This is a genomic window from Bordetella trematum (genome assembly GCF_900078335.1).
GTDB classification, from domain to species: Bacteria; Pseudomonadota; Gammaproteobacteria; order Burkholderiales; family Burkholderiaceae_B; genus Bordetella; species Bordetella trematum.
Genome location: NZ_FKBR01000034.1, coordinates 51,302 through 75,784, shown reverse-complemented (window position 1 = coordinate 75,784; position 24,483 = coordinate 51,302). Strand labels below are relative to the sequence as shown.

The window sequence follows — 24,483 nt, the reverse complement described above, 5'->3', positions numbered from 1 at the left end:
GAACCATGACCCTGATCCTGTCTTTCCCGCGCCGCCTGGCGGCGTGTTGTCTTCTTGGCATCTCGGGCGCCGCCGCCCAGGCGCAGCCCTTGCCGATGGGTCAGGCGCTGGCGCTGGACGCCATGCCCGGGGCCCCCGACGGCGATACGCTGGGCTGCCTGATCGAACCTTTTCAGGTTTCTGAACTGGGTAGCGCCGCCGCCGGGGTAGTGCAGCGCGTGCTGGTGCAGCGTGGCGACACGGTCAAGCGCGGACAGGTCGTGGCCGAACTGAACACCAGCGTTGACGAGGCCACCCTGAATCTGCGTCGTGCCGAGGCTGCTTATCTGGGCCGGGTGGTCGAACGCAATGGCGATCTGTACCGCCGCAAGCTCCTGCCTGCCGGCGACTACGATGAAATGACCTCGCGCAGCCGCCAGGCCCAGCTGCAAGTGGCGTTGCAACAGGCCATCCTCGCTGAACGCAGCATCAAGAGCCCCTTCGATGGCGTGGTGGCCGAACGTTACGCCGGCCCGGGTGATAGGATCAACGACAACAAGATCGTCAAGCTGGCGCAGATCGATCCCTTGCTGATCAAAGTGGTGGTGCCGGAAGGCCGCTATGGCCGCATCGCCATCGACGACAAGGCCCAGGTCAATGTCAACGCCGCCATCAGCGACAAGCCGCTGCAAGCCAGCGTGTGGCGTATCGACCGGGTCATGGATGCAGCCAGCGGCACCTTTACGGTGTTGCTCAAGGTCGACAACAAAGATCACGCCATTCCGGCCGGGGTGCGCTGCAGCATCCGCTTCTGAAGGAGGCTGTCTGGCAGGCCCCGCGCCAGTCAAGGCGTGAATCACCTTGCCATCAGCCAGGCGGTCAGATACAGCCCCAGGCCGAACACGGCGTGGGCGAGCAGGCTGCGGCCACGTGCCAGCCAGGGCCGCGTCGTGTGCCTGGCGGCCAGGCCCGCGCCCAGCGCAGGTTGCAGAATGAGCCAGGGCGCGCTCACGCTCAGCACGCCCACGGCCAGCGCCGGCTGCACAGTGGGCTCGGCCAGCCACGCCGGGCCCCAGAACAGCGGCAACGCCGCCGCCAGCGCGACGCCGATCGCGTAATGAGCAATCCAGCCGATTGCCGTCTCGCCACGGGCCGGCGGGCTGCGGGGCGTGAGCGCCAGCCGCCCCGCGGCCAGTCCCGCCAGCCAGCGGCCCACCATGGCATAGTTCAACGCAGGAATGCCCTGCAGGTGTTTGCGCAACAGGGAAAAGACGTCCAGCACGAGGGTGGCGCCCATGCCCAGCAGCACGGTCCGGCACAGGATTTCAGGCGTCATGAACGGCTCCCGCCCGGGCGCCGGCCATGGCCGGCAGACAAAGCACTGGCATGGAAAACATGGTGTTGCCTCTTTCATGTGAAGTCAGGGAAGCTACACTTTGCCAATTCAAGTCCACTTGAGGTCAAGCCATGGCCAACCTGCTCGACATCGCCGAGGTGGCCCGTCTGTCGGGCACGCCGGCCTCCACCCTGCGTTATTACGAAGAGAAGGGCCTGATCGCCTCGGTCGGGCGGCGGGGCTTGCGGCGGCTGTTCGGGCCGGACATCCTTCAGCGGCTTGCGCTCATCGCCCTGGGGCAGGCGGCCGGCTTCAAGCTCGATGAAATCGCGCGGATGTTCGCGCCGGGCGGGCAGCCCGACATTGATCGCCAGCTTCTGCAGGCTCAGGCCGATCAACTGCAGCGGCGCATCGACCGGTTGGCGGCGATGCGCGACGGCTTGCGCCATGCGGCGCAGTGTCCCGAAACCCATCATCTGAATTGCCCCGTGTTCCAGCGTCTGCTGCGCGCTGCAGCGTTGGGTATGCTGGCGCCCGGGCAAGCCGAGGCTCAGCCGGCGCGTTCGCGCTCGTGAAAGTAGCGCGCCGGCGGCTTGCCGAGCGCTTTCTTGAACATGGTGATGAATGCCGTGACCGAGTCGTAGCCCAAGGCCTCGGCGACGCGCTGCACGCTGTCGCCGGCCGCGAGTCGGCGCAGGGCCTCGATGAGATGAATCTGTTGGCGCCAGCGCCCGAATGTCAGGCCGGTTTCTTTCTGGACCAGACGGGCCAGGGTGCGTTCGCTCATGGCGGCGGCGCGTCCCCATTCGGCCAGGGTGCGCCGGTCGTGGGGTTGCTCGCTCAGCAGCCTGGCGATGCGGCGCAATCTGGGCTCGCGCGGCAGGGGCAGGTGCAGGGTTTCTTCGGGCATGCCCGCCAGTTCTTCGAGCAACACGACGGCCTTGCGGCCGGTGGCGCTGTCAGGCCCGTAGTCGGCCGGCTCATCGGCCAGGCTCAGGATCAGTTCGCGTACCAGCGGGCTGATGGCCAGGGTGCAACAGGCGGCCGGCAAGGCGGCCGCATCGGGTTGCACGAACAGATAGCAAAGCCGGGCGTTGGCGGTGGCGCGGATGCTGTGCATCTGGCCGCCCGGCACCCACACTGCGCAGTGTGGCGGCACCATCCATAGCGCATCGTCGACTTCGCATACCACCCCACCCTTGAGCGCCAGCACCAGCTGGCCCTGGCGATGACAGTGCACCGGCACTTCCTCGCGGATTTCGTCGACCTCCAGGCGCACCCCCACCGCAGGGCTGCGCATGGCCTCGGTGTCGAATTGGCAGATGAAGTCGGCAAGCCGCATGTGTCCGGTTCCCAAAGGGGTGATTGGCCTATGACATACTCCGGATTGTTCAGGGAAAGCCCGGGTTGTCTTAATTTAGCGATTTATAGTCGTTATAGCTTAATTCTTTCTCTTCCTTGCCGGATAGTCTTTAGCCTGGTCTGTTTTCCTTCAAGGATTTCTCATGTCGCATCCTTCCCGAGCCGGCTGGTTGCTGGCCGGTCTGTTGTTGGTGGCGGCCGGATTGCGCGCACCCGTCACGGGCGTGGCGCCGGTGCTTTCTTCCCTCCAGGCGCAATTCGGCCTGAGCGCTGCCCAGGCCGGGCTGCTCACGACGCTGCCGCTGCTGGCTTTTGCGGCGCTTTCGCCCTTTGCCGCAGGCCTGGCGCGCCGCCATGGCCTGGAGCGCACCTTGCTGGCGTCGCTGTTGGCGCTGCTGACGGGGCTGCTGCTGCGCTCGGCTGGCTGGGAAGGCACGCTCTACGCCGGCACCTTGCTGATCGGTTTGGGCATCGCCGTGGGCAACGTCCTGATGCCCAGCGTCATCAAACGTGACTTCCCGGCTCAGGTCGCGCAAGTGACTTCGGTGTGCGCCTTGGTGATGGGTGTGTCGGCTGCACTGTTCTCGGCCAGCGCCGTGCCGCTGGCCCGGCTGTGGGGCTGGCAAACCGCACTGGGCATGATGGCGTTGCCGTCGCTGGCCGCGGTGTTCGTGTGGCGCGCCCAACTGGCGCATGCGAAAGGGCAGCGGCCGGTGGGCGTCCAGCCGCAGGCGCCCGCCGTTCCCGTGTGGCGCAGCCCGCTGGCCTGGCAACTGACCCTGTTCATGGGCTTGAATTCGACGCTTTACTACGCCATGGTGGCGTGGCTGCCTTCGGTGCTGGCCGAATCCGGCTATGGTGCGACGGCGGCCGGGTCGGTGCATGGCGTGATGCAGTTGGCCTCGGCGCTGCCGGGGCTGGTGCTTGCGCCGCTGGTCGGGCGGTTCAAGGATCAGAAAGGCCTGGCGGCCGGCACCAGCCTGTTGATGGCGGTCGGCCTGCTGGGCCTGTGGCGGTGGCCGGGGCTGGCCACGGTGTGGGCATTCTGCTTCGGGGCGGGCTCGGGGGCGTGCCTGATTCTGGCGCTGATGTTCATGGGCTTGCGCTCGTCCACCCCGGCCCAGGCGGCGGCGCTCTCGGGCATGGCGCAATGCCTGGGCTATCTGCTGGCTGCGACCGGCCCCATGGCCGCGGGCGAGGCCCACGCCTGGGCCGGCAACTGGGATCTGCCGCTGGGCGCCGGCATGGTGCTGGCCCTGCTGATGGCCGCTTTCGGCATGTTGGCCGGACGCGCGCGCGTCATCGGGCAGAGCGTCGTACTTGGCGCAAGGGCATAAAAATAGAATAATAGTCAGTCTCATTTACGTCTTTGGCACCGGTCCGATCGGTGTGTTGGTGTGAGCGCTGACGCTTCTTCCCTCGATTGCGCGTTGCCCGCCAGCCGTCCCGCCCTGGCGGTGGCGGGCGGCACGCTGCATTTTTCCGGGCCCCGGCAAGTTGCCGAATCCCTGGAGCCAGGTTGGAAGCTGGTGTTGGTGATCGACGGCGCAATGCGTTATTGCCTGCCCGGGGGCGCGCCGCGCAGCGTCAACGGTCCATCGTTGCATCAGAGCCTGTGCCGCGAGTCCTTGCAGCTAGAGCATGAGTTCGGCTTGAGCGGGGCGCTGCGCTTCGTGTCGCTGCGCAGCTCCTTCGAGGAACTGGCGTCGAGTTGCGGTCTGGACCCGGATCAGTTGGCGCATCGTCTGGGGGCAGTCGCCGGCCCCTATGCCGAGCAAAACCGCCGAGCCGAGCCGGCCATGCTGGCCGTCGGGCGCCAGATGCTGGAATGCCCGGTACCTGACTCGCTGCGCAGCCTCTATCTATCGGGCAAGGCGATGGAATTGGCTGCGCTGGCGCTGGCCGGCAGCGTTGAGGCGCAGGCCGGCGCGGGCCTGTCGCGCGTCGATTGCGACAGGCTGCAGCAGGCGCGCGAACGTCTGCTGGCGAATCTGCAGAGTCCGCCGACCCTGCCTGAGCTGGCGCAGGCCGTGGGCATCAATGTCAACAAGCTGACGCTGGGATTTCGCCGCCTGTTCGGCCAAAGCGTCTATGGCTATGTGCGCGAGCAACGACTGCAGCGCGCGCACGCCTTGCTGGCCGCCGGCGTCATGAGCGTGAGCGAGGCGGCCTATGCCTGCGGCTATACGGACTCGCATTTCACCAAGGCCTTCCGGCGCCGTTACGGCATCGCCCCCAGCGAATTGCGCCGCTGAAACGCGGTCCTCAGGATTGCGGAAATACTTCCGCAATCGCCATCAATACTTCCGCAATCGCCAATACGAAAGCCGGGCTCTTTCTAAAATTGATTGAGAACGAATCTCAATCAATAGCGAGGAAGAAGCGTGCCAATCCATTCTCCACACCGGCTGCGGGCCGGGTCCGGGCCGGCCTGGCTGGCCATGACGCTGGCGGCGCCCATGTTGGCGTGCGCCGCGCACGCGGAGTCCGTGATACAGGAGGCGCCGCAGACGGCGACGCTGGCGCCGGTCAAGGTGAGCGGGCAGGACGAAAACACCGGGGAGGGTAGCGCCACCTTGGGCAAGCAGGTCCTGCGCCTGCGTGAAATTCCGCAATCGGTCAGCGTTATCGGCCAACAGCAGATGCAGGAGCAGAACCTGCAGAGCCTCGACGAGATCATGCAGCACGCCACCGGCATTACGGTTCAGCCCTATCAGCTGCTGACCACGGCCTACTACGCGCGTGGCTTCAAGGTGGACTCGTTCGAGCAGGACGGCGTGCCGGTCCTGATGGGAAACATGGCCGCCGCGCCCCAGGATATGGCGGTCTACGAGCGGGTGGAGATCCTGCGCGGCGCCAACGGCCTGATGCACGGCGCCGGTAATCCGGCCGCCACGGTCAACCTGGTGCGCAAGCGTCCTCAACGCGAGTTTGCCTTCCGTGGCAGCGTGCAGGCTGGCAGCTGGGACCGCTACCGCGCCGAGGCGGACCTGGGCGGCCCCCTGAACGAGCGCGGCAACGTGCGGGGCCGGCTGGTGACGGCCTATGAAGACCGGGGCTATTTTTACGATGTCGCGGAACAGAAGACGGCATTGTTCTATGGCATAGGCGAGATTGACCTGAGCCCTGATACCGTGTTGACCGCTGGCGTCGAACACCAGCGCATCCGCTCCATCACCAACATGGCAGGCGTGCCTCGCTACGCCGACGGGGGCGACATCGGTCTGAAGCGTTCCACCTATCTGGACGTCGACTGGGATCGCTTCGACTGGAACACCACCCGTTGGTTTGCGGATATCGAACATCAGTTCGGCAATGGCTGGCGGGCCAAGATCAGCGCCAACTATCTGAAGGCCGACAGCAAGCTCAAGTACGCCGGCGCGTATGGGGCCATCGACCGTGAAACCGGGCTGGGCTCGCGCCTGATGGGTGGGGCCTACAAGTTCGACAATAGCCAGGCCAGCCTGGACGCCTACGCCACCGGCCCCCTGGATCTTTTCGGCCGCCGGCACGAACTGGTGCTCGGGGGCAATGTGCAGCGGGTCACCAGCGAGCAACACACTGCGGCGCTGCTGCCGGCGTTGAACGTGCCGGTCGACGTGTTCCACTGGGATCCGCATGGTGTGCCGGAGCCGGCCACCGGCCCCTACCGCTCCCCGGGGCAGACGAAGGTCAAGCAGCAGGGCGTGTATGCCATGGGTCGTTTTTCGGTAGCCGATCCCCTGACCGTGGTGCTGGGTGGGCGCATGAGCTGGTGGAATCAGGATGCCCCCACCACGCGCCAGCGCATCGATCCTGAGTTCACGCCCTATGGCGGGCTGGTGTTCGAGCTGGATCCCAACTGGTCGATCTATGCCAGTTATGCAGAGGTGTTCCAGCCACAGACTCAGCTGACCCGTGACGGGCAGCCCCTGGATCCCATCCGCGGCAGCAACTACGAGGCCGGCATCAAAGGGGAGTTCGATGAGCTGAACGTCTCGCTTGCGCTGTTCGAGATCAAACAGAAGAACCGCGCCCAGCAGGATCCGGACTGGCCGTGCGTGGGCAATGCCTGCTACTACATTTCGGGTGGCAAGGTGCGTAGCCGGGGCGTCGAGCTGGAAGCCAGCGGCCGGGTATCGCGTCAGTGGACGCTGTCCGCCGGCTATACCTACAACACCAGCAAGTACCTCACCGATGCGGTGGCCGGCGGTCAGCCCTTCGCCAGCTTCACGCCCAGGCACATGTTCCGTCTGTGGTCGCAATACACCCCGGATCTCTGGCAGGGCCGACTGGCCGTGGGCGCGGGCTTGCGCATGCAGTCCTCGTTCTCGACCGTGTCGGGGGCGGCCACGCTTTGGCAGGGTGGCTACACGCTGGTCGATGCCCGGCTGGGATGGCGCGTGAACAAGCACCTGAATGCAGCCTTGAACGTCAACAACCTGTTTGACCGGCGCTACTACCAGAGCCTGTCGGGCACGGCCTGGAATAACCGCTATGGCGAGCCGCGCAACGTGATGCTGACGTTGCGCGCCGAGTATTGAGCCGCGCGTGGACGGGGCCCCGTCCACGCCATCAAGGAGAACGGAGATGCCGTCGACTGCACGGGCGGTTTACGCCGCCGTGAACCATTTTTTTCTTTTGGCCGACGATGGCCGGGTTCGCGCCCTGGGAGCCCGGCGCGCCGGTTTCGAGGGCTGGGTGACCGGCCTGAAAGAGGCCCCGGACAGTGCCGCCGTACACGGCGACGTCTGGGAGCGTCACACCGGCGGTGACGAGCTGTTGACCCTGTTGCAAGGAGAGATTGTGTTGCATTGGATGGATGAGGCCGGCGCAGCGGGACGCCAGTGCCTGCGGGCGGGCGAGTCGGTGATCGTGCCGCGCGGACGCTGGCATCGACTGGAAGTGACCTGTCCGAGCCAACTGTTTTTCGCCACGCCCAGCCAGGGCAGCGAGTTGCGCCGGGTGGAGCCATGATGTCGCAAGCCTCTCGTCCCCTGCGTTTCTACGTGATGATCGCCGCCCTGTATGTTTCGCAGGGCATGCCGCTGGGTCTGGCCATGGAGGCGCTGCCTACGCTGTTGCGCCGCGATGGCGTGGCGTTGCAGGCCCTGGCATGGCTGCCGCTGGTGGGCCTGCCCTGGGTGGTGAAATTTCTCTGGGCCACTCAGGTGGACAACCGCTGGTCGGCCCGTCTGGGACGGCGGCGCAGCTGGATTCTGCACATGCAGACCGTGGTGCTCGGCTGCCTGCTGGGGGTGGCGCTAACGGGCATCGGGCAGGCCGGCCTGGCCGTGGCCTTGATGGCGCTGGCGTCCCTGGCCAGCGCCACCCAGGACATCGCGACCGACGGGCTGACGGCCGAGCATTGCCAGGGCCAGATGCTGACTCGCGCAAACGCGATCCAGGTGGGTGGCACGATGGTGGGTTTCTTTCTCGGGGGACCCGGTTGCCTGGCCCTCAGCGCCTACCTAGGCGAGCGCGGCGCGGTCGTGCTGCTGGCTGCCGTGGTTGCCTTCAGCCTTGTGATGGCGGGCTGCTGGCGTGAGCCGGTGGTGGCGGCCAACCCGCGCCAGCGCGCAGCCCTGCGGCATTTCTTTGCCCGCCGCGGCGCCTGGCCCCTGGTGGCGATGGCGGGGTTGTCGGCCACGACGGCGGTATCGGCCTATGGTTTGTCCAAACTGTTTTTGATCGATGCGGGCTGGGCTCCGGATGCGGTGGGGCGGTTGGGCATGGCCGCCGGCATGGTCACCATCGTGCTGGGTTGCGGGTTGGGCGCTTGGCTGATCGGGCGTCTGGGCGCGCGCACCACGCTGGCCCTGGGCTTGCTGTCCTGCGCGGCGGCGGCGTTGTCGTGGCTAAGCCTGGCCGGTGGCCGGCCCTTGCCGTTGACGGCGTTCGGGGCCCAGGCCTTGGGGGCATTCGGCGCGGGGGCGGCATCGGTGGCCCTGATGACGCTGGGCATGCGCTTTGCCCGCGCCGGCAATCAGGCCGGCACGGACATGACGGCGATTCAAAGCGCACGCGATCTGGGCGAGATCCTGGCCTCGGCCGGGATCACCGGGCTGGCGGCGCAGATCGGCTATGGCGGCGGTTTCGGCGTGGGCCTGGGGGTGGCCCTGTTCACGCTGGCGGTGCTGGCCCTGGCGTTCAAACGTTAAAGCGCCGGATCTGGCGGGTCGATCACTCGGCCTGGCAGACGTGCTGAGAGGCGAGGGGCGCGGGCTGCCCGTGCCCTGCGGCGCGCCGCGGGCTGCCCAGCAGCACCAGCAACAGGGCGGTCAATGCCAGACCTGCGCCGGCCAGGGGTACGGCGGCATAGCCGAGTCCGGCCGACAGCACCGCACCGCCGGCAGCCGCGCCGAGCGCATTGCCCAGATTGAAGGCGCCCACGTTCACGGATGACGCCAGGCCCGGAGCGCCGCTGGCTGCGCGCATCACCTGCATTTGCAGAGGGGGCACCACGCCGAACGCCGCCATGCCCCAGATCAGCAGGCCCAGGCCCGCGCCCAAAGGCGTACCTGCCAGCCAGGGAAAGAGCAGCATCATGATCATCAGCAGGCCGACGAACACCAGCAGGCTCTGACGCAGCGAACGATCCGCGAGCCGCCCGCCCAGCACATTGCCCAGCGTGAATCCCAGGCCGATCAAGACCAGCATCGCCGTCACGAAGCCGGCCGACGCCCCGGTCAGGGCAGCCAGCAAGGGCGCAATATAGGTATACAGAGCAAAGGTGGCGCCGGCAGACAGTACGGTGGTGGCCAATGCCAGCAGCACGGCGGGCTGGCGCAACACCGCCAGTTCTGCACGCACCTGGGGCCTGGCGCCAGCCTGGCCCGGCGGCAGCGCCAGGCGCAGGCCTGCCATGGCCAGCAGGCCCAGCCCCGCGGTGGCCGCGAAGGACAGCCGCCAGCCCAATGTCTGTCCCAGCCATGCAGCCGCGGGTACGCCGCCGATATTGGCGATGGTCAATCCCAGGAACATCGCTGCCACGGCGCTGGCCTGACGGTTCGGCGGCACCAGGCTGGCTGCCAGCAAGGAACCCAGGCCGAAGAAGGCGCCGTGGTTCAGGCTGGTGACCAGACGGGCCAGCAGCAGGGGCAGATAGCCTGGCGCCAGGGCGGACAAGGCGTTGCCCAGCGTGAAAATGGCCATCAACAAGATAAGCGCGCGGCGGCGCGGCCAGTGGGACAGGGCCAGCGTCATCAGGGGCGCGCCGATCATGACGCCCAGCGCGTAGGCGCTGACCAGCATGCCGGCGGCCGGAATCGACACCGACACGCCTTCGGCGATCTGGGGCAGCAGGCCCATGGGCCCGAATTCGGTGGTGCCGATGCCGAAGGCGCCGGCGGCCAGCGCCAGCAAAGGCCAGAAGGCGCGCGCTTGTGGGGAAGAGGCAGGAGAAGACATGGTGCTAGCCTGAAATCGGAGAGGGAATCAGTCTGGCGCTTTTGCCTTTGCCAAAAAAGAGGCTTATAAGATAAAGACTTTTGCTTCTGGTGCAAAAATGAAGATCACCCTGGAAGAGATCCAGGTCTTTCTCACCGTGGTCGACAGCGGTTCGCTGACGGCTGCCGCGCGCGAGCTGGGCCTGACGGTATCGGCGGCCAGCCGCAGCCTGGGTCGCCTGGAAGACAAGCTGCAGACGGAATTGCTGCGCCGGACCACGCGGCGCATGGTGCTTACCGAGGAGGGCAACTGCTTCCTATCGCAGGCACGCGCCATACAGCAGGCCGTGGAAAACGCCGAAGAAAACATGGCAGCCCTGCGCGGTCAACCCGCCGGTCGCTTGCGGGTGGATGCGGCCACGCCGTTCATGCTGCACGTCGTGGCGCCTCTGGTGCCGGGCTACCGGGAACGCCATCCGCTGATCGACCTGGAGCTGACCTGCAACGAAGGCGTGATCGATCTCCTGGAACAACGTACCGATCTGGCCTTGCGCATCGGTCCGCTCAAGGATTCCACCCTGCGCAGCCGCCTGATCGGCTATAGCCGGCTGCGGTTGCTTGCCAGTCCGGCCTATCTGCAACGCCAGGGCGTGCCGCGCCGCGCGGCCGACCTGGCCCGGCACACCTTGCTGGGCTTCAACCAGCCGGAGACGCTCAATCGCTGGCCTGTGCGGGGGCTGACGGCGGCCGTAAGCCCGGCGCTGCGCGTATCCAGCGGTGAAACGCTGCGTCAGCTTGCGCTGCACGGCGCGGGCATTGTCTGTCTCTCCGACTTCATGACGGGCGAAGATCGTGCCCAGGGGCGGCTGCTGCCGCTGCTTGAGAACCTGATGCCCGGCGCGCGCCAGCCGGTGCATGCGGTTTATTACCGCAACAGCGGCATCCCCGCCCGTATCGCCACGTTTGTCGATTATCTGGTGCAGGCCGTGCGCGACGGGCACGCACCGCTTGACCCGGTCGCCGCGCGCTAGGCGCGCCGGCGGCGCTTACACATGCTGGGGCTTGCCCCGACGGCGCGTGCGGGCCAGTTCTTCCAGCTCCGCGCGTGTCATCGAGTCATACATCTGTCGTGCCACCGGATGCAGGGATTGGGGCGAGGTTTCTCCGCGCTTGGCAGCCAGGGCCGCGCCGGCGGCTTTCTGTTGCGCTTGGGATTTGGCAGGCATGGCATGTCCTCCTTGCGTGACGGCGCGTTCGAAGTGATGCGCCAGACTCCAGCCTAGCGCGCCGCATCGCGGCTGGCCGTTACGCCCCGTAGCCGGATGCTTCCGATGACGCCAGCCTTCAGACGGGCAGTCCCGTTTCGCGCTTGACCTCCTGCAACGACAGCATGGACTCCACCGCGGCCACACCGGGCAGACTGCGCACCACGTCGCGTACGAAGCGACCGTATTCTTCCAGGTCGCTGGCCACGATCTGCAACAGATAGTCGGCGCTGCCGGAGATGTTGTGGCAGGCGACGATGCGCGGCAGGGTCTGCACCGCCCGCTCGAAGCGATCCGACAGGGCGCGGTCGTGGCTGCTGAAGCTGACCTGGGCAAAGGCGGTCACGCCCAGGCCGAGCGCGCGTTTGGACAACACGGCGCGGTAGCGCTCGATGTAGCCCTCGGTTTCCAGCCTGCGCAGGCGTCTTGCGCAGGGCGTTTCGCTCAGGTTGACCTGCTCGGCCAGGCGGCTGATCGGCAGGCGTCCATCCTGTTGCAGCGCCTGAAGAATGGCGCGATCGGTCCGGTCGAGATTTTCCAAGCCGCTTTCCTTCAAAAAATAGACCTTGAACAGTGTAATCCACTCAGTCTTGCCCTTTAATAGGTCTATAAAGCCAGATATCCGACGTTCATCAGGCGCATCATGACGGCCTTGTTTCGAGGTTTGAAGATGTTCTCGCTGTCGCTGTTGTCGCTATATATCGGGGCCTTGTTGATGATCTATGCGCTGCCGGGGCCCGATATGGCTCTGGTGCTGCAAACCAGCGTGGGGCGTGGCGTACGGCCCGGCATCGCCACGGCGGCGGGTCTGGCGATGGCGCGCATCGTGCATGTGGTGCTGTCGGCCTGCGGCCTGGCCGCCTTGCTTCAAAGCGCGCCCTGGCTGTATCACACGGTGCGGCTGGTGGGTGCGGCCTACCTGCTGTGGATTGCGATCCAGGTGTTCCGTTCCCCGCCGTTCCGCCTGGACGCTCCGGTGATGCCGGCTCCGCGCGCTTTGCGCGCCGCGCTGGGGCGCGGTTTTCTGGGCAATATGCTCAACCCCAAGGCCTTGTTGTTCTGCTCGGTCTTCCTGCCGCAGTTTCTGCAACCCGGCGCCGGCGCGGTATGGCTGCAGATGACCGTGCTCGGGGCCTTGTTGGTGGCAGTCGGGGTGGTGTTCGATCTGGCCCTGGTCTTCGGCGCCTTGCGCCTGGGACGCTGGCTGCGCAGCCATCCCCGCGCCCAGGCCGTGCAGCGCTGGGCGTTTTCCAGCGTGCTGCTTGGGTTTGCCTTGCGTCTGTCACTGGAATGACCTGGCCCGGCAGGTCGGGAACGCTTGGGTCAGGCTGCCGGCTCTGGCAAGATGGCTGTTCCGCATTCAAGGAACCGCAGCATGGACAGTGTTTCTCCTGCAAGCCTGCGCCGCGCCTGGGCGCTGCAGGCGCAATCGCATCCCTTGGTGGCCATCGGCCTGGGCCTGGGGCTGGTCGCCGTGGCGTGGTTGTGCGCCAGCAGCATCTATGAAGCCTTTACCGGCGAAAACCGCGCTCATGTCGGGCTGGCCCTGGCCGGCGGCATGGCAGGCTTTGCGGCGACCGCTGCGGGCGCGCTGGCGGCAGCCGTGTTCGGCCATGTGTCCACGCGCAGCCAGGACAGCATGTTGGGCTTTGCCGCCGGCATGATGCTGGCGGCCAGCGCTTTTTCCCTGATCCTGCCGGGGCTGGAGGCCGCCGCGCTGCAGGTGGGCGAAGGCCCCAGGGCTGCCGCGGTCGTGGTGCTCGGTCTGGGCCTGGGGGTGCTGCTGATGCTGGGGCTGGATTACTTCACGCCCCATCTGCATGAGGCCAGCGGCCAGCGCGGGCCTGACAGCGCCCGCGTGGGCGGGGTATGGCTGTTTGTGCTGACCATCGTGCTGCACAACCTTCCCGAGGGCATGGCCATCGGCGTCAGCCTGTCCAACGGCGACCTGGCCATCGGGCTGCCGCTCACCTCGGCCATCGCCATTCAGGACATCCCGGAGGGGCTGGCTGTGGCGATTGCCTTGCGTGCCATCGGCATGCCGCGGGGGCGGGCGGTGCTGGTGGCCATTGCATCCGGGCTGATGGAGCCGCTGGGCGCGCTCATCGGGGTGGGGATGGCCAGCGGCTATGCGCTGGCCTATCCGATCAGCATGGGCCTGGCTGCCGGCGCCATGATTTTCGTGGTGTCACACGAAGTGATACCCGAAACCCACCGCAACGGTCATGAAACCGCGGCCACCGTCGGGCTGATGGGGGGCTTTGCCGTGATGATGTTTCTGGATACCGCGCTGGGCTGAACGCGGCGCTCAAGGCGCTGCGTTGCGGCAGTCCTGCAGCGCGCGCTGATAACTCTGGACCATCACTTCGGTGGTCCAGGGATTCACGTTCGCGGGGTCGAACCCGCTCGCGTCCATGGCCTGGCGCACGCACGGCGACGTGGTGTCTACGGCCGCGGCATCCGGGGTCATCGGCGCGAGCTCCCTGGCTGCTTCCTGGTTGGGCCAGGCCGGCAGCAACGGCTGGCTGGCCGACACCATTACGCCACCGTGGCCCAGGCCCACGCCGCTGGCCCAGCCACCATGGCGTTGGCCGATGAACACGCCGCTGCCGCCATAAGGGCCATCGGCGGAGCCGAAGCCGGGCCCGAAAAATGGCCCACCCGAATAGCCGAAGCCATGGCCCAGCTGCAGGCCGCCCCAGTACATGCCGCCTGCCTGGGCGGGAGAGATCGTGCTGCTCAGCAAGGCCAGCATCACGCCGGCCGGGAAGGTCCGCAGTCTCATGAGAAGCCTCGTCGATGAAGGTCGGCCGCGCCAGGACCGATGCCGGGCCGCGCTTGTCAGGCCGGCCCGGGGAGCGCATCGTTTCAATGTAGCGCCGCTGCCGCGCAAAAGGGCTACCGGATGTGACTGCAGGGGCTGTGGCGCGCAGGCGTTACGATGGTCCTCGCCGGGCCGCCATCACGCAGGCAAGGCCTTGTGGGCGTCATCGTCGCGCAGATTGCGATGCGCCCTGCCTGTTTGTCGGAGAGCCTCATGCCCTGTCCCACCCCCCTCGCATTGCGCCCGGCCACCGAGGCCGATCTGCCGTTTCTGCTGACCTTGCGGCGTCTTGCCATGGATCCCCATTTGCGGCGCTGCGGCCTGCCGACGGACGAAGCGGCTCACCTGGCGCGGATCCGTCATCATTGGGACGCTGCCTGCATCGTGCTACGAGACGGCTTGCCGGTCGGCCTGTTCAAAGTGCGCGAGACGCCGCCGCATTGGCATCTGCTGCAATTGCAGATCCATCCCGACTGGCAAGGACAGGGCTTCGGCGAGGCCCTCTTGCGCGGCTTGCTGGTGCGTGCCCAGGCGCAAGCCTGCGAGGTGAGTCTGAACGTGTTGCGTGGCAATCCGGCCCGGCGGCTCTACGCGCGCCTGGGTTTCCGGCCTGCCGGGCAGGACGGGCCGCAGCTGGCAATGCGTTGGACGCCTGCCGCTTGAAGCGTGCGCGCTATGGGCCGAGCAGGCCGGCTGACGCAGGGGTTTGGGGAGCTCGATATACTCTGGCCCCAACCGAGCCCGCCGACGCGGCTGCCGACAATCCTTCCAGCTATCGCTATTTATTTTCTGCCTGATGACTTTCCATTCCACCGTACTTGCACGTCTTGCTGTTGTCCTGTCCCTTTTCCTGGCTTCTGTGTGCTCGGCTCAGACGGTGGCTCTGACCTTCAATGACGGCATGGATGAGCGCCAGGCAGCTTGGGCTCATTTGAATGGACAATTGCTGAAAGGCCTGGAGAAGTCCGGAATAAAGGCGGCTCTTTTTCCCTCGTTAAAGCATACGGGCTCCCGCATGGGACTGAAGATGGTGGCCGACTGGGGCAAGGCAGGGCATATGATTGGCAATCACACCGCGAGCCATTTCAATCTGTCCCGCAGCGATATCCGGTGGGAAGTCTTCGTCCGCGATGTCGAGGAGGCCGCTTACGTGCTGAGTCATGTGCCGGGTTACGTACGCATGCTGCGCTTTCCCTACTTGGATGAAGGCGACACTATGTCCAAGATCAGTGGCGTGCGGCGTTGGATGAAGTCCAACGGCTATCGCAACGCGCCGGCATCCATTGAGGCCAGCGACTGGTATTACGGCATGCTCTACGATGAACATGTGGGGGTTAGCAATGCCAAAACCTTGGAGAAGTTCCGAAAATACTATGTCGCACATCTGCTTGCCAGGGCAGGCTATTACGACGCCCTGGCCCGTCGGGTGCTGAAGAGAAGCCCGCCGCACGTGCTGGTGTTGCACACCAATCGGCTCAATGCGGATACGCTGCCTGCCATCGTGGCGGCCTTTCGCAGCAAGGGATGGCGCATCATTCCTGCTTCCAAGGCCTTTGCCGACCCGCTGTATGCACAGCAGCCAAACCTGGCGCCGGCGGGCGGAAGCATCATCTGGCAGCTCGCCGTGATTAAGAAAATCCCCGGTCTGCGTTACCCCGCCGAGCGTTCCGCCTACGAAGTGCCGGGGCTCAAGGCGGCAGGGCTACTGACTAAAGGCGAGGTCGAGCGGTTGGCCGCCCGGCAGGCGGCCCGGCGGCAATAGCAGCGCCGGCCTCCATGTCAAACCTGGGGGATGCTGCACGGGCGGCGTAAAAAAAACGGAGGCCGTAGCCTCCGTAAGGGGAGCGCCCAATCGGGCGGACTTGCGCAGCAGCCAGAAAGAACCCGGGCAGGCGCCTCTGCGGGGAGGCCGCGAGCCGGAGTGCGTCGGCTGCTTGGCTACTGTGGACGATTTCCGGCGATGGCTGTCGACGGGCGAGGTTCAATCAGACCGTCTTCCCGGTGTATCGGGCGGCCCCGAGGGTCGGCGGCAGCGGTTATGCTTCGCGCCATGGATATTGAAATCAATGAAGAGTTGCGCACCTACATCGATCCGCTGACGCCGGACGAGTTTGCGGCGCTGGAACAAAGCATCCTGGCCGAAGGTTGCCGGGATGCGCTGGTGCTGTGGGGCAATGTGCTGGTTGACGGGCACAACCGTTATGAGATCTGCACCCGCCACGGGCTGGAGTTCCGGACCATGCAGAATCCCCGCTTCCGGTCTTTCGATGATGTGCGGCTGTGGATGATCGACAACCATCTGGGGCGCCGCAGCGTGTCGGATTACCAGCGTGGCGTGCTGGCCCTGCGCAAGAAGCAGATTCTGCAGATGCGTGAAGCCCCGCCCGAGGGCGAGGCGCGGGCGTCCAGCGCCGAGCCGGTGGCCGTGCCCACCCGCCAGGAGCTGGCGCGCGAAGCCCGGCTGAGCAGCAATACGCTGGCGCAGATCGAACGTATCGAGCAACGCGCGGTGCCCGAACTGGTGCACGCCGTGCGTAGCGGCGATATCTCGATCAATGCGGCAGCGGCCGTGGCCAGCCTGCCGCAGGAGCGCCAGCAGGCGGCCGCCCAGGGCGGCAAGCAGAATCTGCGGGAAGCCGCCCGGCAGGCGCGCGAGGCGTTGCAGGCCGCGCGCTATGCCGCGCAGTTGCGCAAGCAGGCCGAGGCCCAGGAGCAGGCCGCACAGGCAGGCCAGACGCCGCCTGATGCCGCCGTGCCTCCCTGGGAGGACGCTCCGGTGGAGGACTATCCGGCCGAGGTGCGTCGCCTGAACGGCGTGATCGTCCGCCTGACCGAAGAGCGCGATGCGCTCAAGAAAAAAGTGATGCAGCTCAGCATCGCCCTGGCGGAAGCCCGCCGTGGCGATGCCTGAGGGGCGTCAGCCGCAGCGTACGGCGCTGACCTTGCCCTGACCATCGATGATGATGTTCACGCGCATGGGGTTGTATTCCAGCGTCATGACCTGACCGGGGCGCAGCACCCGCAGGGCGCTCGATTGGCTGCCCTTGCGGATATCGTCACCCAGGCTGTCGGTGTAGGTTTTGCCGACCTGTTTCTGCATGGCTTCGGCGTCGCAGGTCTTGTCGCCGGCGGCGCGGGCAGTCGCCGAAGACGAGGAGGACGTGTTCTGGCTGGCGCAGCCGGCCAGTGCGGCAGCGAGCATCAGGGGCAGCAGTTTGCGGTACATGAAAACTCCTTGAGACGGAAACATGGACTCGGGGCACGCCTGTCGATGATAGTGGAGCGCGCGTCGTTGTACACGGCGCGCGTCCACAAGAGAGACGGCCGGCGTCTCTTTCAGCGCGCCTGACGGCGCTGGCGCACGGCCTGGGCCAGATCCTGCAGCACCGGTTCGGTCTGTTCCCAGCCGAGGCAGGCGTCGGTGATGGATACCCCATGCGCCAGGGGCTGGCCGGGCTTGAGATCCTGGCGGCCGGGTTGCAGATTGCTTTCGATCATGAGCCCGGTGATGCGGGTTTCGCCGGCGGCGATACGCGCGGCGATGTCGCGCGCCACGTCGACCTGGCGCTCATGCGATTTGTTCGAATTGGCGTGCGAGCAGTCCACCATGACCTGCTCGCGCAGGCCGGCCTTGCGCAGGACGTCGCAGCAGGCCTGGACGCTGGCTTCGTCATAGTTGGGGCCGGACTTCCCGCCCCGCAGGATCAGATGGGTGTCCGCATTGCCGCGCGTCTCGAAGATGGCCGCCGTGCCCATCTTGGTCATGCCCATGAAGGCGTGGGCGGCGCCGGCGGCGACGATGGCATCGGCGGCAATCTGGGCGCCGCCGTCGGTGCCGTTCTTGAAGCCCAGCGGGCAGCTCAGGCCCGAGGCCAGCTGGCGGTGGCTGGGGCTTTCGGTGGTGCGTGCGCCGATGGCGCCCCAGGCAATGAGGTCGGCGATGAACTGCGGGCTGAGCAGGTCGAGGAATTCGGTCGCGATAGGCAGGCCCACCCCGGAGATTTCCAGCAGCAGGGCGCGCGCGCGGCGCAGGCCCTCGTTGATGCGGAAGCTGCCGTCCAGGCGTGGATCGTTGATCAGGCCTTTCCAGCCCACCGTCGTGCGGGGCTTCTCGAAGTACACCCGCATGACGATCAGCAGCTCGTTCTGCAGGCGGTCGGCGCTGGCCTTGAGCAGCCGCGCATACTCCATGGCCTGGGCGTGATCGTGGATGGAACAGGGGCCCACCACGACGATGAGGCGGTCGTCGCGTCCATGCAGCACATCGGCGATGGCCGCGCGGCTGCGTTCGACCAGGTCTTGCACGGCCGCCGGCGTGGGCAGTTCGTCCAGCAGCAGGGCCGGCGAGATCAGTGGACGCACCGCGCCGATGCGGGTGTCGTCGATACGCGTGGTGTCGTGAGTGGAATCGGCCTGACCGGCTTCCCGGTCATGCGAGGCGTCGTCAATGCGGGTCAAAGCAGTTCTCCGAGCGCGCGGGCGCAATAGCCTGCCATTATCGCACTTTGGCGCGCGCCGCCCCAGACTGCGCACCCGGCCGTGCGCTTTGGCTGCGCCATGCGCATGGCCAGGACGCCCGGCACGAGGCCCATCCACACGCGCTGGACCACGACGATCGGTCCCGCCATCAAGCGGATCGGAACGTTGAGGCGGGTGGTCCTGCATAAAATCCGGAATCGGCGCTCGGGCCGGCGCATTGTCCGGTGGCGGGCCGGTGAACGGCGGCAGCGGCGGTCGGTCGTTGCTTACGCTTGGCGTGCCTGTAAAAACACAGCCCGCCGCAAGAGGGCGGCGGGCTCAGAGCGCAGGCGGGGCAGGGCCTTGCGGCCCGCGCCGGTCTGCGGCGCGTCAGTCTGCGACGGGCGTGCGCATGGTGACGAACTCTTCGGCGGCGGTCGGGTGTATGCCGATGGTTTCGTCAAAGACGCGCTTGGTGGCGCCGGCCTTGAGCGCCACGGCCAGGCCCTGCACGATCTCGCCGGCATCCGGGCCGACCATGTGGCAGCCCAGCACGCGGTCGGTATCGGCGTCCACCACCAGTTTCATGAGCGTGCGTTCCTGGCAGTCCGTAAGCGTCAGCTTCATGGGCCGGAAGCGGCTTTCGTAGCGTTTGACGCGGTGGCCGCGTTCGATGGCCTGTTCGGTGGTCAGCCCCACGGTGCCGATGTTGGGCAGGCTGAAGACGGCCGTCGGGATAAGGTCGTAGTCCACGGGACGATATTCTTCGGGGCGGAACAGGCGACGGGCCACGGCCATGCCTTCGGCCAGGGCCACGGGCGTGAGCGGCATGCGGCCGATGATGTCGCCGATGGCCAGAATCGACGGCTCAGTGGTCTGGTACAGGTCATCGACTTCGATGAAGCCGCGCTCGTCGAGTTTGACGCCGGTATTCTCCAGACCCAGGTTATCCAGCATCGGGCGGCGGCCCGTGGCGTAGAACACGCAGTCCACTTCGAGTTGCGAGCCGTCCTGAAGGGTGGCGGCCAGGGTGCCGTCGCTCAGCTTGTCGATGCGGGTGACTTCGGTGCCGAAGCGCAGCGCCATGCCCTTTTTCTGCAGTTCGTCGCGCAGGTGTTCGCGTACGCCCTGGTCAAACCCGCGCAGGAACAGCTCGCCCCGGTAGGACAGGGTCGTGCTGGCGCCCATGCCGTTGAAAATGGAGGCGAACTCGACGGCGATGTAGCCGCCGCCGACCACCAGCACGCGGCGGGGCAACTGCTTGAGGTAAAAGGCCTCGTTGGAGGTGATGGCGTGTTCCTTGCCCGGGATGTCGGGCACGAAAGGCCAGCCGCCAGTGGCGATCAGGATACGCTCGGCGGTGTGGCGACGGCCATTGACCTCAACCGTGTGCGCATCGATCAGGCGGGCGTGGCCTTCATGCAGGGTCACGCCGCTGTTGACCAGCAGATTGCGATAGATGCCGTTGAGGCGTTCGATTTCGCGGTTCTTGTTGTCGATCAGGGTGTGCCAGTCGAACGTCGGGTGGCCGGCGCTCCAGCCAAAACCGCTGGCCTGTTCGAAGTCGTCACTGTAGTGGGCGGCGTAGACGAGCAGCTTCTTGGGCACGCAGCCGACGTTGACACAGGTGCCGCCGAGGTAGCGGCTTTCGGCCACTGCCACGCGGGCGCCGAAACTCGCTGCAAAACGGGCCGCGCGCACGCCACCAGAGCCTGCACCGATCACATAAAGGTCGAATTCGAATGCCATGAGTATCCTTGTCACGAGGCCGGCGGTGCCGGCGACCGGGTGCTATTAAACCGCGTTCGCCGCAGTCGTCCAAATCGTGGCCATCGCCAGGCCTATCGCGAGGCCTGGCGCGCCTGTCTGGCCAGGCGCGCGAGCGTCGCGGCGAGCGTCTCGAAGCGCTCGCTGGCAGTGTTGCCATAGCCCAATACCAGGCCATTGTCCGGGGACGCCAGGGAAAATGTGGACAGGGCTTGCGGTTGCATGCCATAGGCTGGCGCCGAGGACGCAATGCGGCGGTCGTCGTAGCGCTCAGGCAACCTGACGGTCAGGTGCAGGCCGCTCTGACCGCCCAGCACTTCGTGCTCCACATCAAAGCGTTGCGCAAGCGCCTGGCGCAGGGCCTGCTGGCGCTCCCGGTAAAGCCGCCGCATGCGACCCAGGTGGCGGCTGAACTCGCCGTTCTCGATGAAGTCGGCCAGCGCCAGTTGCTGATGCCGCTGGCCGCCGCGCAGCAGTTCGGCGGCGGGCGTCTGGCACACCTCGGCCAGGGAGGCGGGCAGCACCAGGAAGCCCACTCTGAGCGCTGGAAACATCGTCTTGCTGAAACTACCCACATACAGCACAGGCGCGTCGGGAGTCATGCCTTGCATGGCGGCGATGGGTTCGCCATGGTGGCGGAATTCGCTGTCGTAATCGTCTTCGATGATCCAGCATTGATGGCGACGGGCCTGGGCGATCAAGTCGAGCCGGCGCGCGGCGGGCATGACCCCGCCGACCGGGTACTGGTGGGAGGGCGTAACGTAGATCATGCGTGGCGGCGCTTGCCAGTCTGCGGCGGTCAGGGCCAGGCCCTCATGATCGACCGGCTTGGCAATGACCCTGAGGTCGGCCGCGTGGAAAGCCGTTTTGGCCCCCCGATAGCCGGGATCCTCGACCCAGGCCGCCTCGCCCGGGTCGGCCAGCAATCGCACGCAAAGCGCCAGCGCCTGTTGGGTACCCTCGGTGATGAAGATCTGTTGCGGCGTGCAGCGCACCCCCCGGGCGACGCCCAGGTAGCGGGCCAGGCTGGTGCGCAGCGCCATCTCGCCGGCCGGGTCGCCATAGGCGAGCGTCTCGGGGCCGGTGCGCAGGGCGCGCTCCAAGGCCCTGCGCCAGGCGGCCATGGGGAAGTGCGACAGCGCGGGTTGCCCGGCGCGCAGGGCCAGATAGGGGCCGTTGGCGCGCGAGGTCGCCGCCAGCCGCGTCGTGCGCTGCGCCAGGCGCGGCGTGGCGGTCGCCTGCGCGGGGGCAGCAGGGGCCGGTCGCAGGTGCAGGGCGGCTACGCGGGTGCCCTGGCGGTCAGCCACCAGATAGCCTTCGGCGGCCAGGTGTTCGTAGGCAAAGCTGACCGTATTGCGGGAGATCGCCAGCGCGGCGGCCAACTGACGTGTCGCCGGCAGGCGCGCTCCTGCCGGCAGCTGGCCGTGCAGAATGGCGTCCTTGAGACGTTGTTGCAGTTGACGCTGCAACGCACCGGCCTGCGCGTGCAGGGGGGCATCGAGCAGCAGTTGCTGGGTCAGGGCATCGGTCACTATCGTGGCACCAGTAAATAGTCATGATATGGCGCTTTTCATGATGCCACGATCTTGCCTACAGTGGCGACATCGAGCTTTCCTCTGTCTCCTGGAGTCCACAATGGTGATGCGCAATGCCTTCGATCAACCCATCGGCGATCCCTTGCCCGACTGGCAGCCTCGTCCCCGGCCGCCACGCAGCCCGATTGCCGGGCGGCTGTGCCGGCTGGAGCCGATGGCGCCCGAGCGCCATGCGCAAGCGCTTTTTGAGGCCTATCGCCAGGCGCCGGACGCGCGCGCCTGGACCTATCTGGGCGTGGGGCCATTCGAGACCCTGGCCGAGTACCAGGCTCATTGCGAGCGCATGGCCGCCAGCCAGGACCCGCTGCATTTCGTGGTGATCGACCAGGCCAGCGGCCGGGCGGTCGGCACCCTCGCGCTGATGCGCATCGATCCGGCCAATGGCGTGGTCGAGGTCGGGCACGTGACTTTTTCGCCCTTGCTGCAGGGTACGGCGCTCTCGACCGAGGCGCAGTTCCTGCTGATGCGCCGGGTCTTTGACGAGCTGGGTTATCGCCGTTACGAGTGGAAGTGCGACAGCCTGAACGAGCCGTCGCGTCGCGCCGCCGGGCGCCTGGGCTTTCTGTTCGAGGGCATTTTCCGCCAGGCGACGGTCTATAAAGGGCGCTCACGCGATACCGCCTGGTATTCCTTGCTGGACGGCGAATGGCCGGCGGTCAAAGCGGCATTCGAGCGCTGGCTGGAGCCGGGCAACTTCGACGCCGACGGCCGCCAGCGCGAGCGCCTGATCACGCGCGCGGCCTAGCGAAGGGGCTCAGGGCAGTTCGGCCGGGTGGTTGTCCAGCGCCTGGCCGATCTGCTGGCGCAGATCCCATTCTTCCAGCTGGGCGCTGATGGGCCCGTAGTAGGCCCCGTCGCGCACCACGTAGATGGCGGGCAGGTGGAAGACTTCGTAGCGCTGCACCAGGCCGCCGTTGCGTGCCGCATCGACCCAGAAAAGCTGGTCGGCGGGCAAGGCCATGGCGGGCAGCCGCTGCTGTGCCAGGCGGCAATTCGGGCAGGACTGGCTGTGAAACACCAGCAGCGATACCCCCTGGGCGTCGAGCAGTTGACGGTCGGCGGTGCCGTCGTCGAGATCGCGTTCATCCATGATGTCAGGCCAGCCTGGCGTCCAGTTGCAGCAGGGTTTCGTAGAGGACTCGCGTGCCGTCGAGCAGTTGCGCGGGCTCGATCCATTCCTCCGGGCAATGGCTGCGGCCATTGAGGCAGGGGATGAAAATCATGCCGATCGGCCCGGTCGGCGCCATGTACATGGCGTCATGGCCGGCACCGCTGGGCAGGCGCATGCTGGCATAGCCCAGGTGCTCGGCCGCTGCCTGCACGGCGTCCATCACCACGGCAGAGCAGTCGGTCGGTTCGGCGCGCGACAGTGGCTCGCTTTCCACCCGCAGGCGCAGGGCGGTCAGTTCGTCGGCGGTCTGCGCCAGCAAGTCGGGGATGAAGTCATCCAGGATGGCGGGGCTGTCGCTGCGTACCTCCAGCGTCATCTCCACCCGTCCGGGCACCGCGTTGGCGGCATTGGGCGTCATGGCCAGCCAGCCGACGGTCGCCACCACGTAGTGAGGCTTGCCGGCCAGCGCGCTGGCACGGCGCTGGGCGGCATCGATCAGGCGTGCCGCACCGACCAGCGCGTCTCGGCGGATGTCCATCGGCGTGGTGCCAGCATGGTCGGGTTGGCCCAGCACCACGATGCGGGCGCGGCGGATGCCGACGATATTGGTCACCACGCCGATGGGCAGTCCGCGGCTCTCCAGCACCGGACCCTGTTCGATATGCAATTCCACGAAGGCCGCCGTGTCGCCGGCCCCGCGCAGCGGGGCGCCCAGCCGCCCGGGGTCGCCGCCGACGCGCGCCAGGCCCTGGGCCAGGGTCTCGCCCTGCGGGTTGCGCGCGGCCAGCATGTCTGCCGTCAGATTGCCGCTGATGGCCCGGCTGCCGACACAGGAAATACCGTAGTCGCTGGGTTCTTCGGACAGGAAATCGATCACCTCGAAGGGGTGTTCGAGCACCCGTCCCTGTTCCTGCAGGGTATGCGCGACTTCGATGCCCGCCAGCACTCCGATGATGCCGTCGAAACGACCGCCTTCCATGACGGTGTCGCAATGCGACCCGGTCACCAGCGGCTTGCGGTCCGGGTTGCGGCCGGCACGCCGGCCGACGAGGTTGCCCGCGGCATCGAGATGGGTCGTCAGGCCGGCCGCCTCGAACTCGGACTTCAGCCAGGCGCGCGCCTGATCGAAGAGGGGGCTGAAGGCCCGCCGGGTCCAGGGCTTGCCCGGTTCGGTCAGGCTGGCAAGGGTTTGTACTCGGCCCCACAGGCGTTCGGCGTTCAGGGGCGGGAAAGCGTCAGGGTTCATGGACGGCAACAGGCGGGCAGTGTCAGGTTGGCCGATTATGTCATAGGGCTGATACGGGCTCTGGCCCGTGGCGAAGCCTTGGCTGGCATAGGTGCAACCGGATATGTTGTGGCTTGGCTGGGGGGCCGCGCGACAAGTATGATGGCCGCTTTGCCGGCGCGCGCATTGCCGCC

The 24,483-nt window shown here is 66.7% G+C and carries 26 protein-coding genes; 14 read left to right on the top strand and 12 right to left on the bottom strand.

Annotated features, from left to right (window positions below; all coding sequences use genetic code 11):
* Positions 1–5: 5 nt before the first annotated feature.
* Complete coding sequence (locus tag A7V84_RS14785; protein WP_025516558.1) at positions 6–794, top strand: efflux RND transporter periplasmic adaptor subunit; 789 nt, start codon at positions 6–8, stop codon at positions 792–794.
* A 41-nt stretch (positions 795–835) separates the two neighbouring features.
* On the opposite strand, the gene A7V84_RS14780 is transcribed toward A7V84_RS14785, so the two are convergent.
* A complete protein-coding gene (locus A7V84_RS14780; protein ID WP_025516557.1) occupies positions 836–1,315 on the bottom strand; it encodes a DUF2938 domain-containing protein in 480 nt (159 codons plus the stop codon).
* Positions 1,316–1,446: 131 nt separating this feature from the next.
* Between A7V84_RS14780 and A7V84_RS14775 the strand changes: the two genes are divergently transcribed.
* Positions 1,447–1,890, top strand: coding sequence for a helix-turn-helix domain-containing protein (locus A7V84_RS14775; RefSeq protein WP_025516555.1), 444 nt, complete (start codon positions 1,447–1,449; stop codon positions 1,888–1,890).
* On the opposite strand, the gene A7V84_RS14770 is transcribed toward A7V84_RS14775, so the two are convergent.
* On the bottom strand, positions 1,866–2,657 hold the full coding sequence (locus A7V84_RS14770) for an AraC family transcriptional regulator (protein WP_025516554.1): 792 nt from the start codon (positions 2,655–2,657) through the stop codon (positions 1,866–1,868). The two genes, A7V84_RS14775 and A7V84_RS14770, sit on opposite strands and share 25 nt — an antisense overlap.
* Before the next feature lie 163 nt (positions 2,658–2,820).
* On the opposite strand from A7V84_RS14770, the gene A7V84_RS14765 reads away from it, so the two are divergent.
* The 5 genes from A7V84_RS14765 to A7V84_RS14745 all read left to right on the top strand — a co-directional run bounded on the left by A7V84_RS14765 (position 2,821) and on the right by A7V84_RS14745 (position 8,817).
* Positions 2,821–4,014 carry an MFS transporter gene (locus A7V84_RS14765; RefSeq protein WP_063492161.1) on the top strand — a complete coding sequence of 398 codons (1,194 nt, stop codon included), beginning with the start codon at positions 2,821–2,823 and terminating at the stop codon, positions 4,012–4,014.
* Between the two features lie 60 nt (positions 4,015–4,074).
* A complete protein-coding gene (locus A7V84_RS14760) occupies positions 4,075–4,932 on the top strand; it encodes a helix-turn-helix transcriptional regulator (protein WP_231886734.1) in 858 nt (285 codons plus the stop codon).
* 186 nt (positions 4,933–5,118) lie between these two features.
* Entirely contained in the window at positions 5,119–7,200 is a 2,082-nt protein-coding gene (locus tag A7V84_RS14755) for a TonB-dependent siderophore receptor (RefSeq protein WP_082833020.1), read from the top strand.
* A gap of 46 nt (positions 7,201–7,246) precedes the next feature.
* A complete protein-coding gene (locus A7V84_RS14750) occupies positions 7,247–7,633 on the top strand; it encodes a cupin domain-containing protein (protein ID WP_063492162.1) in 387 nt (128 codons plus the stop codon).
* Positions 7,630–8,817, top strand: a complete 1,188-nt coding sequence (locus tag A7V84_RS14745) for a RhtX/FptX family siderophore transporter (RefSeq protein WP_063492163.1) — start codon at positions 7,630–7,632, stop codon at positions 8,815–8,817. Before A7V84_RS14750 ends, A7V84_RS14745 begins: the two co-directional genes overlap by 4 nt.
* A gap of 22 nt (positions 8,818–8,839) precedes the next feature.
* Here the strand turns inward: A7V84_RS14745 and A7V84_RS14740 are convergent, their stop codons facing one another.
* A complete protein-coding gene (locus A7V84_RS14740) occupies positions 8,840–10,066 on the bottom strand; it encodes an MFS transporter (RefSeq protein ID WP_033534637.1) in 1,227 nt (408 codons plus the stop codon).
* Between the two features lie 97 nt (positions 10,067–10,163).
* On the opposite strand from A7V84_RS14740, the gene A7V84_RS14735 reads away from it, so the two are divergent.
* On the top strand, positions 10,164–11,075 hold the full coding sequence (locus A7V84_RS14735; RefSeq protein WP_033534638.1) for a LysR family transcriptional regulator: 912 nt from the start codon (positions 10,164–10,166) through the stop codon (positions 11,073–11,075).
* 15 nt (positions 11,076–11,090) lie between these two features.
* Here A7V84_RS14735 and A7V84_RS14730 read toward each other — a convergent pair whose 3' ends face one another.
* Positions 11,091–11,270 (bottom strand): DUF3008 family protein, encoded by a 180-nt coding sequence (locus A7V84_RS14730; RefSeq protein ID WP_033534639.1) that lies wholly within the window; start codon positions 11,268–11,270, stop codon positions 11,091–11,093.
* A gap of 118 nt (positions 11,271–11,388) precedes the next feature.
* A complete protein-coding gene (locus tag A7V84_RS14725) occupies positions 11,389–11,850 on the bottom strand; it encodes an Lrp/AsnC family transcriptional regulator (RefSeq protein WP_025516545.1) in 462 nt (153 codons plus the stop codon).
* Between the two features lie 129 nt (positions 11,851–11,979).
* On the opposite strand from A7V84_RS14725, the gene A7V84_RS14720 reads away from it, so the two are divergent.
* Entirely contained in the window at positions 11,980–12,603 is a 624-nt protein-coding gene (locus A7V84_RS14720) for a LysE family translocator (RefSeq protein ID WP_025516543.1), read from the top strand.
* 81 nt (positions 12,604–12,684) lie between these two features.
* Positions 12,685–13,608 carry a ZIP family metal transporter gene (locus tag A7V84_RS14715; protein ID WP_063492164.1) on the top strand — a complete coding sequence of 308 codons (924 nt, stop codon included), beginning with the start codon at positions 12,685–12,687 and terminating at the stop codon, positions 13,606–13,608.
* Between the two features lie 9 nt (positions 13,609–13,617).
* On the opposite strand, the gene A7V84_RS14710 is transcribed toward A7V84_RS14715, so the two are convergent.
* Positions 13,618–14,094: a hypothetical protein gene (locus tag A7V84_RS14710; RefSeq protein ID WP_127070808.1), complete on the bottom strand. Its 477-nt coding sequence runs from the start codon at positions 14,092–14,094 to the stop codon at positions 13,618–13,620.
* A gap of 252 nt (positions 14,095–14,346) precedes the next feature.
* Here A7V84_RS14710 and A7V84_RS14705 point away from each other — a divergent pair, with 252 nt between their 5' ends.
* From A7V84_RS14705 to A7V84_RS14695, 3 genes are all read left to right on the top strand, one after another.
* Entirely contained in the window at positions 14,347–14,796 is a 450-nt protein-coding gene (locus tag A7V84_RS14705) for a GNAT family N-acetyltransferase (protein WP_033534767.1), read from the top strand.
* A gap of 214 nt (positions 14,797–15,010) precedes the next feature.
* Complete coding sequence (locus tag A7V84_RS14700) at positions 15,011–15,895, top strand: polysaccharide deacetylase family protein (RefSeq protein ID WP_231940031.1); 885 nt, start codon at positions 15,011–15,013, stop codon at positions 15,893–15,895.
* A gap of 276 nt (positions 15,896–16,171) precedes the next feature.
* On the top strand, positions 16,172–17,044 hold the full coding sequence (locus A7V84_RS14695; protein ID WP_033534642.1) for a ParB N-terminal domain-containing protein: 873 nt from the start codon (positions 16,172–16,174) through the stop codon (positions 17,042–17,044).
* Positions 17,045–17,050: 6 nt separating this feature from the next.
* Here A7V84_RS14695 and A7V84_RS14690 read toward each other — a convergent pair whose 3' ends face one another.
* From A7V84_RS14690 to pdxR, 4 genes are all read right to left on the bottom strand, one after another.
* Positions 17,051–17,359, bottom strand: coding sequence for an I78 family peptidase inhibitor (locus tag A7V84_RS14690; RefSeq protein WP_025516534.1), 309 nt, complete (start codon positions 17,357–17,359; stop codon positions 17,051–17,053).
* Between the two features lie 110 nt (positions 17,360–17,469).
* On the bottom strand, positions 17,470–18,591 hold the full coding sequence (locus A7V84_RS14685; protein ID WP_025516533.1) for a 3-deoxy-7-phosphoheptulonate synthase: 1,122 nt from the start codon (positions 18,589–18,591) through the stop codon (positions 17,470–17,472).
* Positions 18,592–18,981: 390 nt separating this feature from the next.
* On the bottom strand, positions 18,982–20,340 hold the full coding sequence (gene gorA / locus A7V84_RS14680; RefSeq protein ID WP_025516531.1) for a glutathione-disulfide reductase: 1,359 nt from the start codon (positions 20,338–20,340) through the stop codon (positions 18,982–18,984).
* A 92-nt stretch (positions 20,341–20,432) separates the two neighbouring features.
* Positions 20,433–21,890, bottom strand: a complete 1,458-nt coding sequence (gene pdxR / locus A7V84_RS14675; protein WP_063492167.1) for a MocR-like pyridoxine biosynthesis transcription factor PdxR — start codon at positions 21,888–21,890, stop codon at positions 20,433–20,435.
* Positions 21,891–21,993: 103 nt separating this feature from the next.
* On the opposite strand from pdxR, the gene A7V84_RS14670 reads away from it, so the two are divergent.
* Positions 21,994–22,698, top strand: coding sequence for a GNAT family N-acetyltransferase (locus A7V84_RS14670; RefSeq protein ID WP_063492168.1), 705 nt, complete (start codon positions 21,994–21,996; stop codon positions 22,696–22,698).
* Positions 22,699–22,707: 9 nt separating this feature from the next.
* On the opposite strand, the gene A7V84_RS14665 is transcribed toward A7V84_RS14670, so the two are convergent.
* Positions 22,708–23,043 carry a thioredoxin family protein gene (locus A7V84_RS14665; protein ID WP_025516527.1) on the bottom strand — a complete coding sequence of 112 codons (336 nt, stop codon included), beginning with the start codon at positions 23,041–23,043 and terminating at the stop codon, positions 22,708–22,710.
* 4 nt (positions 23,044–23,047) lie between these two features.
* The gene (locus A7V84_RS14660) at positions 23,048–24,310 is read right to left on the bottom strand and encodes a Zn-dependent hydrolase (protein ID WP_025516525.1); all 1,263 of its coding nucleotides are present in this window, start codon (positions 24,308–24,310) and stop codon (positions 23,048–23,050) included.
* Between the last annotated feature and the right edge of the window lie 173 nt (positions 24,311–24,483).

Bases quoted from the DNA above. Each gene is read 5' to 3' on its own strand.
- A7V84_RS14745 (WP_063492163.1), top strand. From the start codon at position 7,630: ATGATGTCGCAAGCCTCTCGTCCCCTGCGTTTCTACGTGATGATCGCC.
- A7V84_RS14710 (WP_127070808.1), bottom strand. From the start codon at position 14,094: ATGAGACTGCGGACCTTCCCGGCCGGCGTGATGCTGGCCTTGCTGAGC.
- A7V84_RS14660 (WP_025516525.1), bottom strand. From the start codon at position 24,310: ATGAACCCTGACGCTTTCCCGCCCCTGAACGCCGAACGCCTGTGGGGC.
- gorA (WP_025516531.1), bottom strand. From the start codon at position 20,340: ATGGCATTCGAATTCGACCTTTATGTGATCGGTGCAGGCTCTGGTGGC.
- A7V84_RS14720 (WP_025516543.1), top strand. From the start codon at position 11,980: ATGTTCTCGCTGTCGCTGTTGTCGCTATATATCGGGGCCTTGTTGATG.
- A7V84_RS14750 (WP_063492162.1), top strand. From the start codon at position 7,247: ATGCCGTCGACTGCACGGGCGGTTTACGCCGCCGTGAACCATTTTTTT.
- A7V84_RS14695 (WP_033534642.1), top strand. From the start codon at position 16,172: ATGCTTCGCGCCATGGATATTGAAATCAATGAAGAGTTGCGCACCTAC.
- A7V84_RS14770 (WP_025516554.1), bottom strand. From the start codon at position 2,657: ATGCGGCTTGCCGACTTCATCTGCCAATTCGACACCGAGGCCATGCGC.
- A7V84_RS14735 (WP_033534638.1), top strand. From the start codon at position 10,164: ATGAAGATCACCCTGGAAGAGATCCAGGTCTTTCTCACCGTGGTCGAC.
- A7V84_RS14705 (WP_033534767.1), top strand. From the start codon at position 14,347: ATGCCCTGTCCCACCCCCCTCGCATTGCGCCCGGCCACCGAGGCCGAT.
- A7V84_RS14690 (WP_025516534.1), bottom strand. From the start codon at position 17,359: ATGTACCGCAAACTGCTGCCCCTGATGCTCGCTGCCGCACTGGCCGGC.
- A7V84_RS14730 (WP_033534639.1), bottom strand. From the start codon at position 11,270: ATGCCTGCCAAATCCCAAGCGCAACAGAAAGCCGCCGGCGCGGCCCTG.
- A7V84_RS14755 (WP_082833020.1), top strand. From the start codon at position 5,119: ATGACGCTGGCGGCGCCCATGTTGGCGTGCGCCGCGCACGCGGAGTCC.
- A7V84_RS14775 (WP_025516555.1), top strand. From the start codon at position 1,447: ATGGCCAACCTGCTCGACATCGCCGAGGTGGCCCGTCTGTCGGGCACG.
- A7V84_RS14740 (WP_033534637.1), bottom strand. From the start codon at position 10,066: ATGTCTTCTCCTGCCTCTTCCCCACAAGCGCGCGCCTTCTGGCCTTTG.
- A7V84_RS14780 (WP_025516557.1), bottom strand. From the start codon at position 1,315: ATGACGCCTGAAATCCTGTGCCGGACCGTGCTGCTGGGCATGGGCGCC.
- A7V84_RS14785 (WP_025516558.1), top strand. From the start codon at position 6: ATGACCCTGATCCTGTCTTTCCCGCGCCGCCTGGCGGCGTGTTGTCTT.
- A7V84_RS14665 (WP_025516527.1), bottom strand. From the start codon at position 23,043: ATGGATGAACGCGATCTCGACGACGGCACCGCCGACCGTCAACTGCTC.
- A7V84_RS14765 (WP_063492161.1), top strand. From the start codon at position 2,821: ATGTCGCATCCTTCCCGAGCCGGCTGGTTGCTGGCCGGTCTGTTGTTG.
- A7V84_RS14715 (WP_063492164.1), top strand. From the start codon at position 12,685: ATGGACAGTGTTTCTCCTGCAAGCCTGCGCCGCGCCTGGGCGCTGCAG.
- A7V84_RS14670 (WP_063492168.1), top strand. From the start codon at position 21,994: ATGGTGATGCGCAATGCCTTCGATCAACCCATCGGCGATCCCTTGCCC.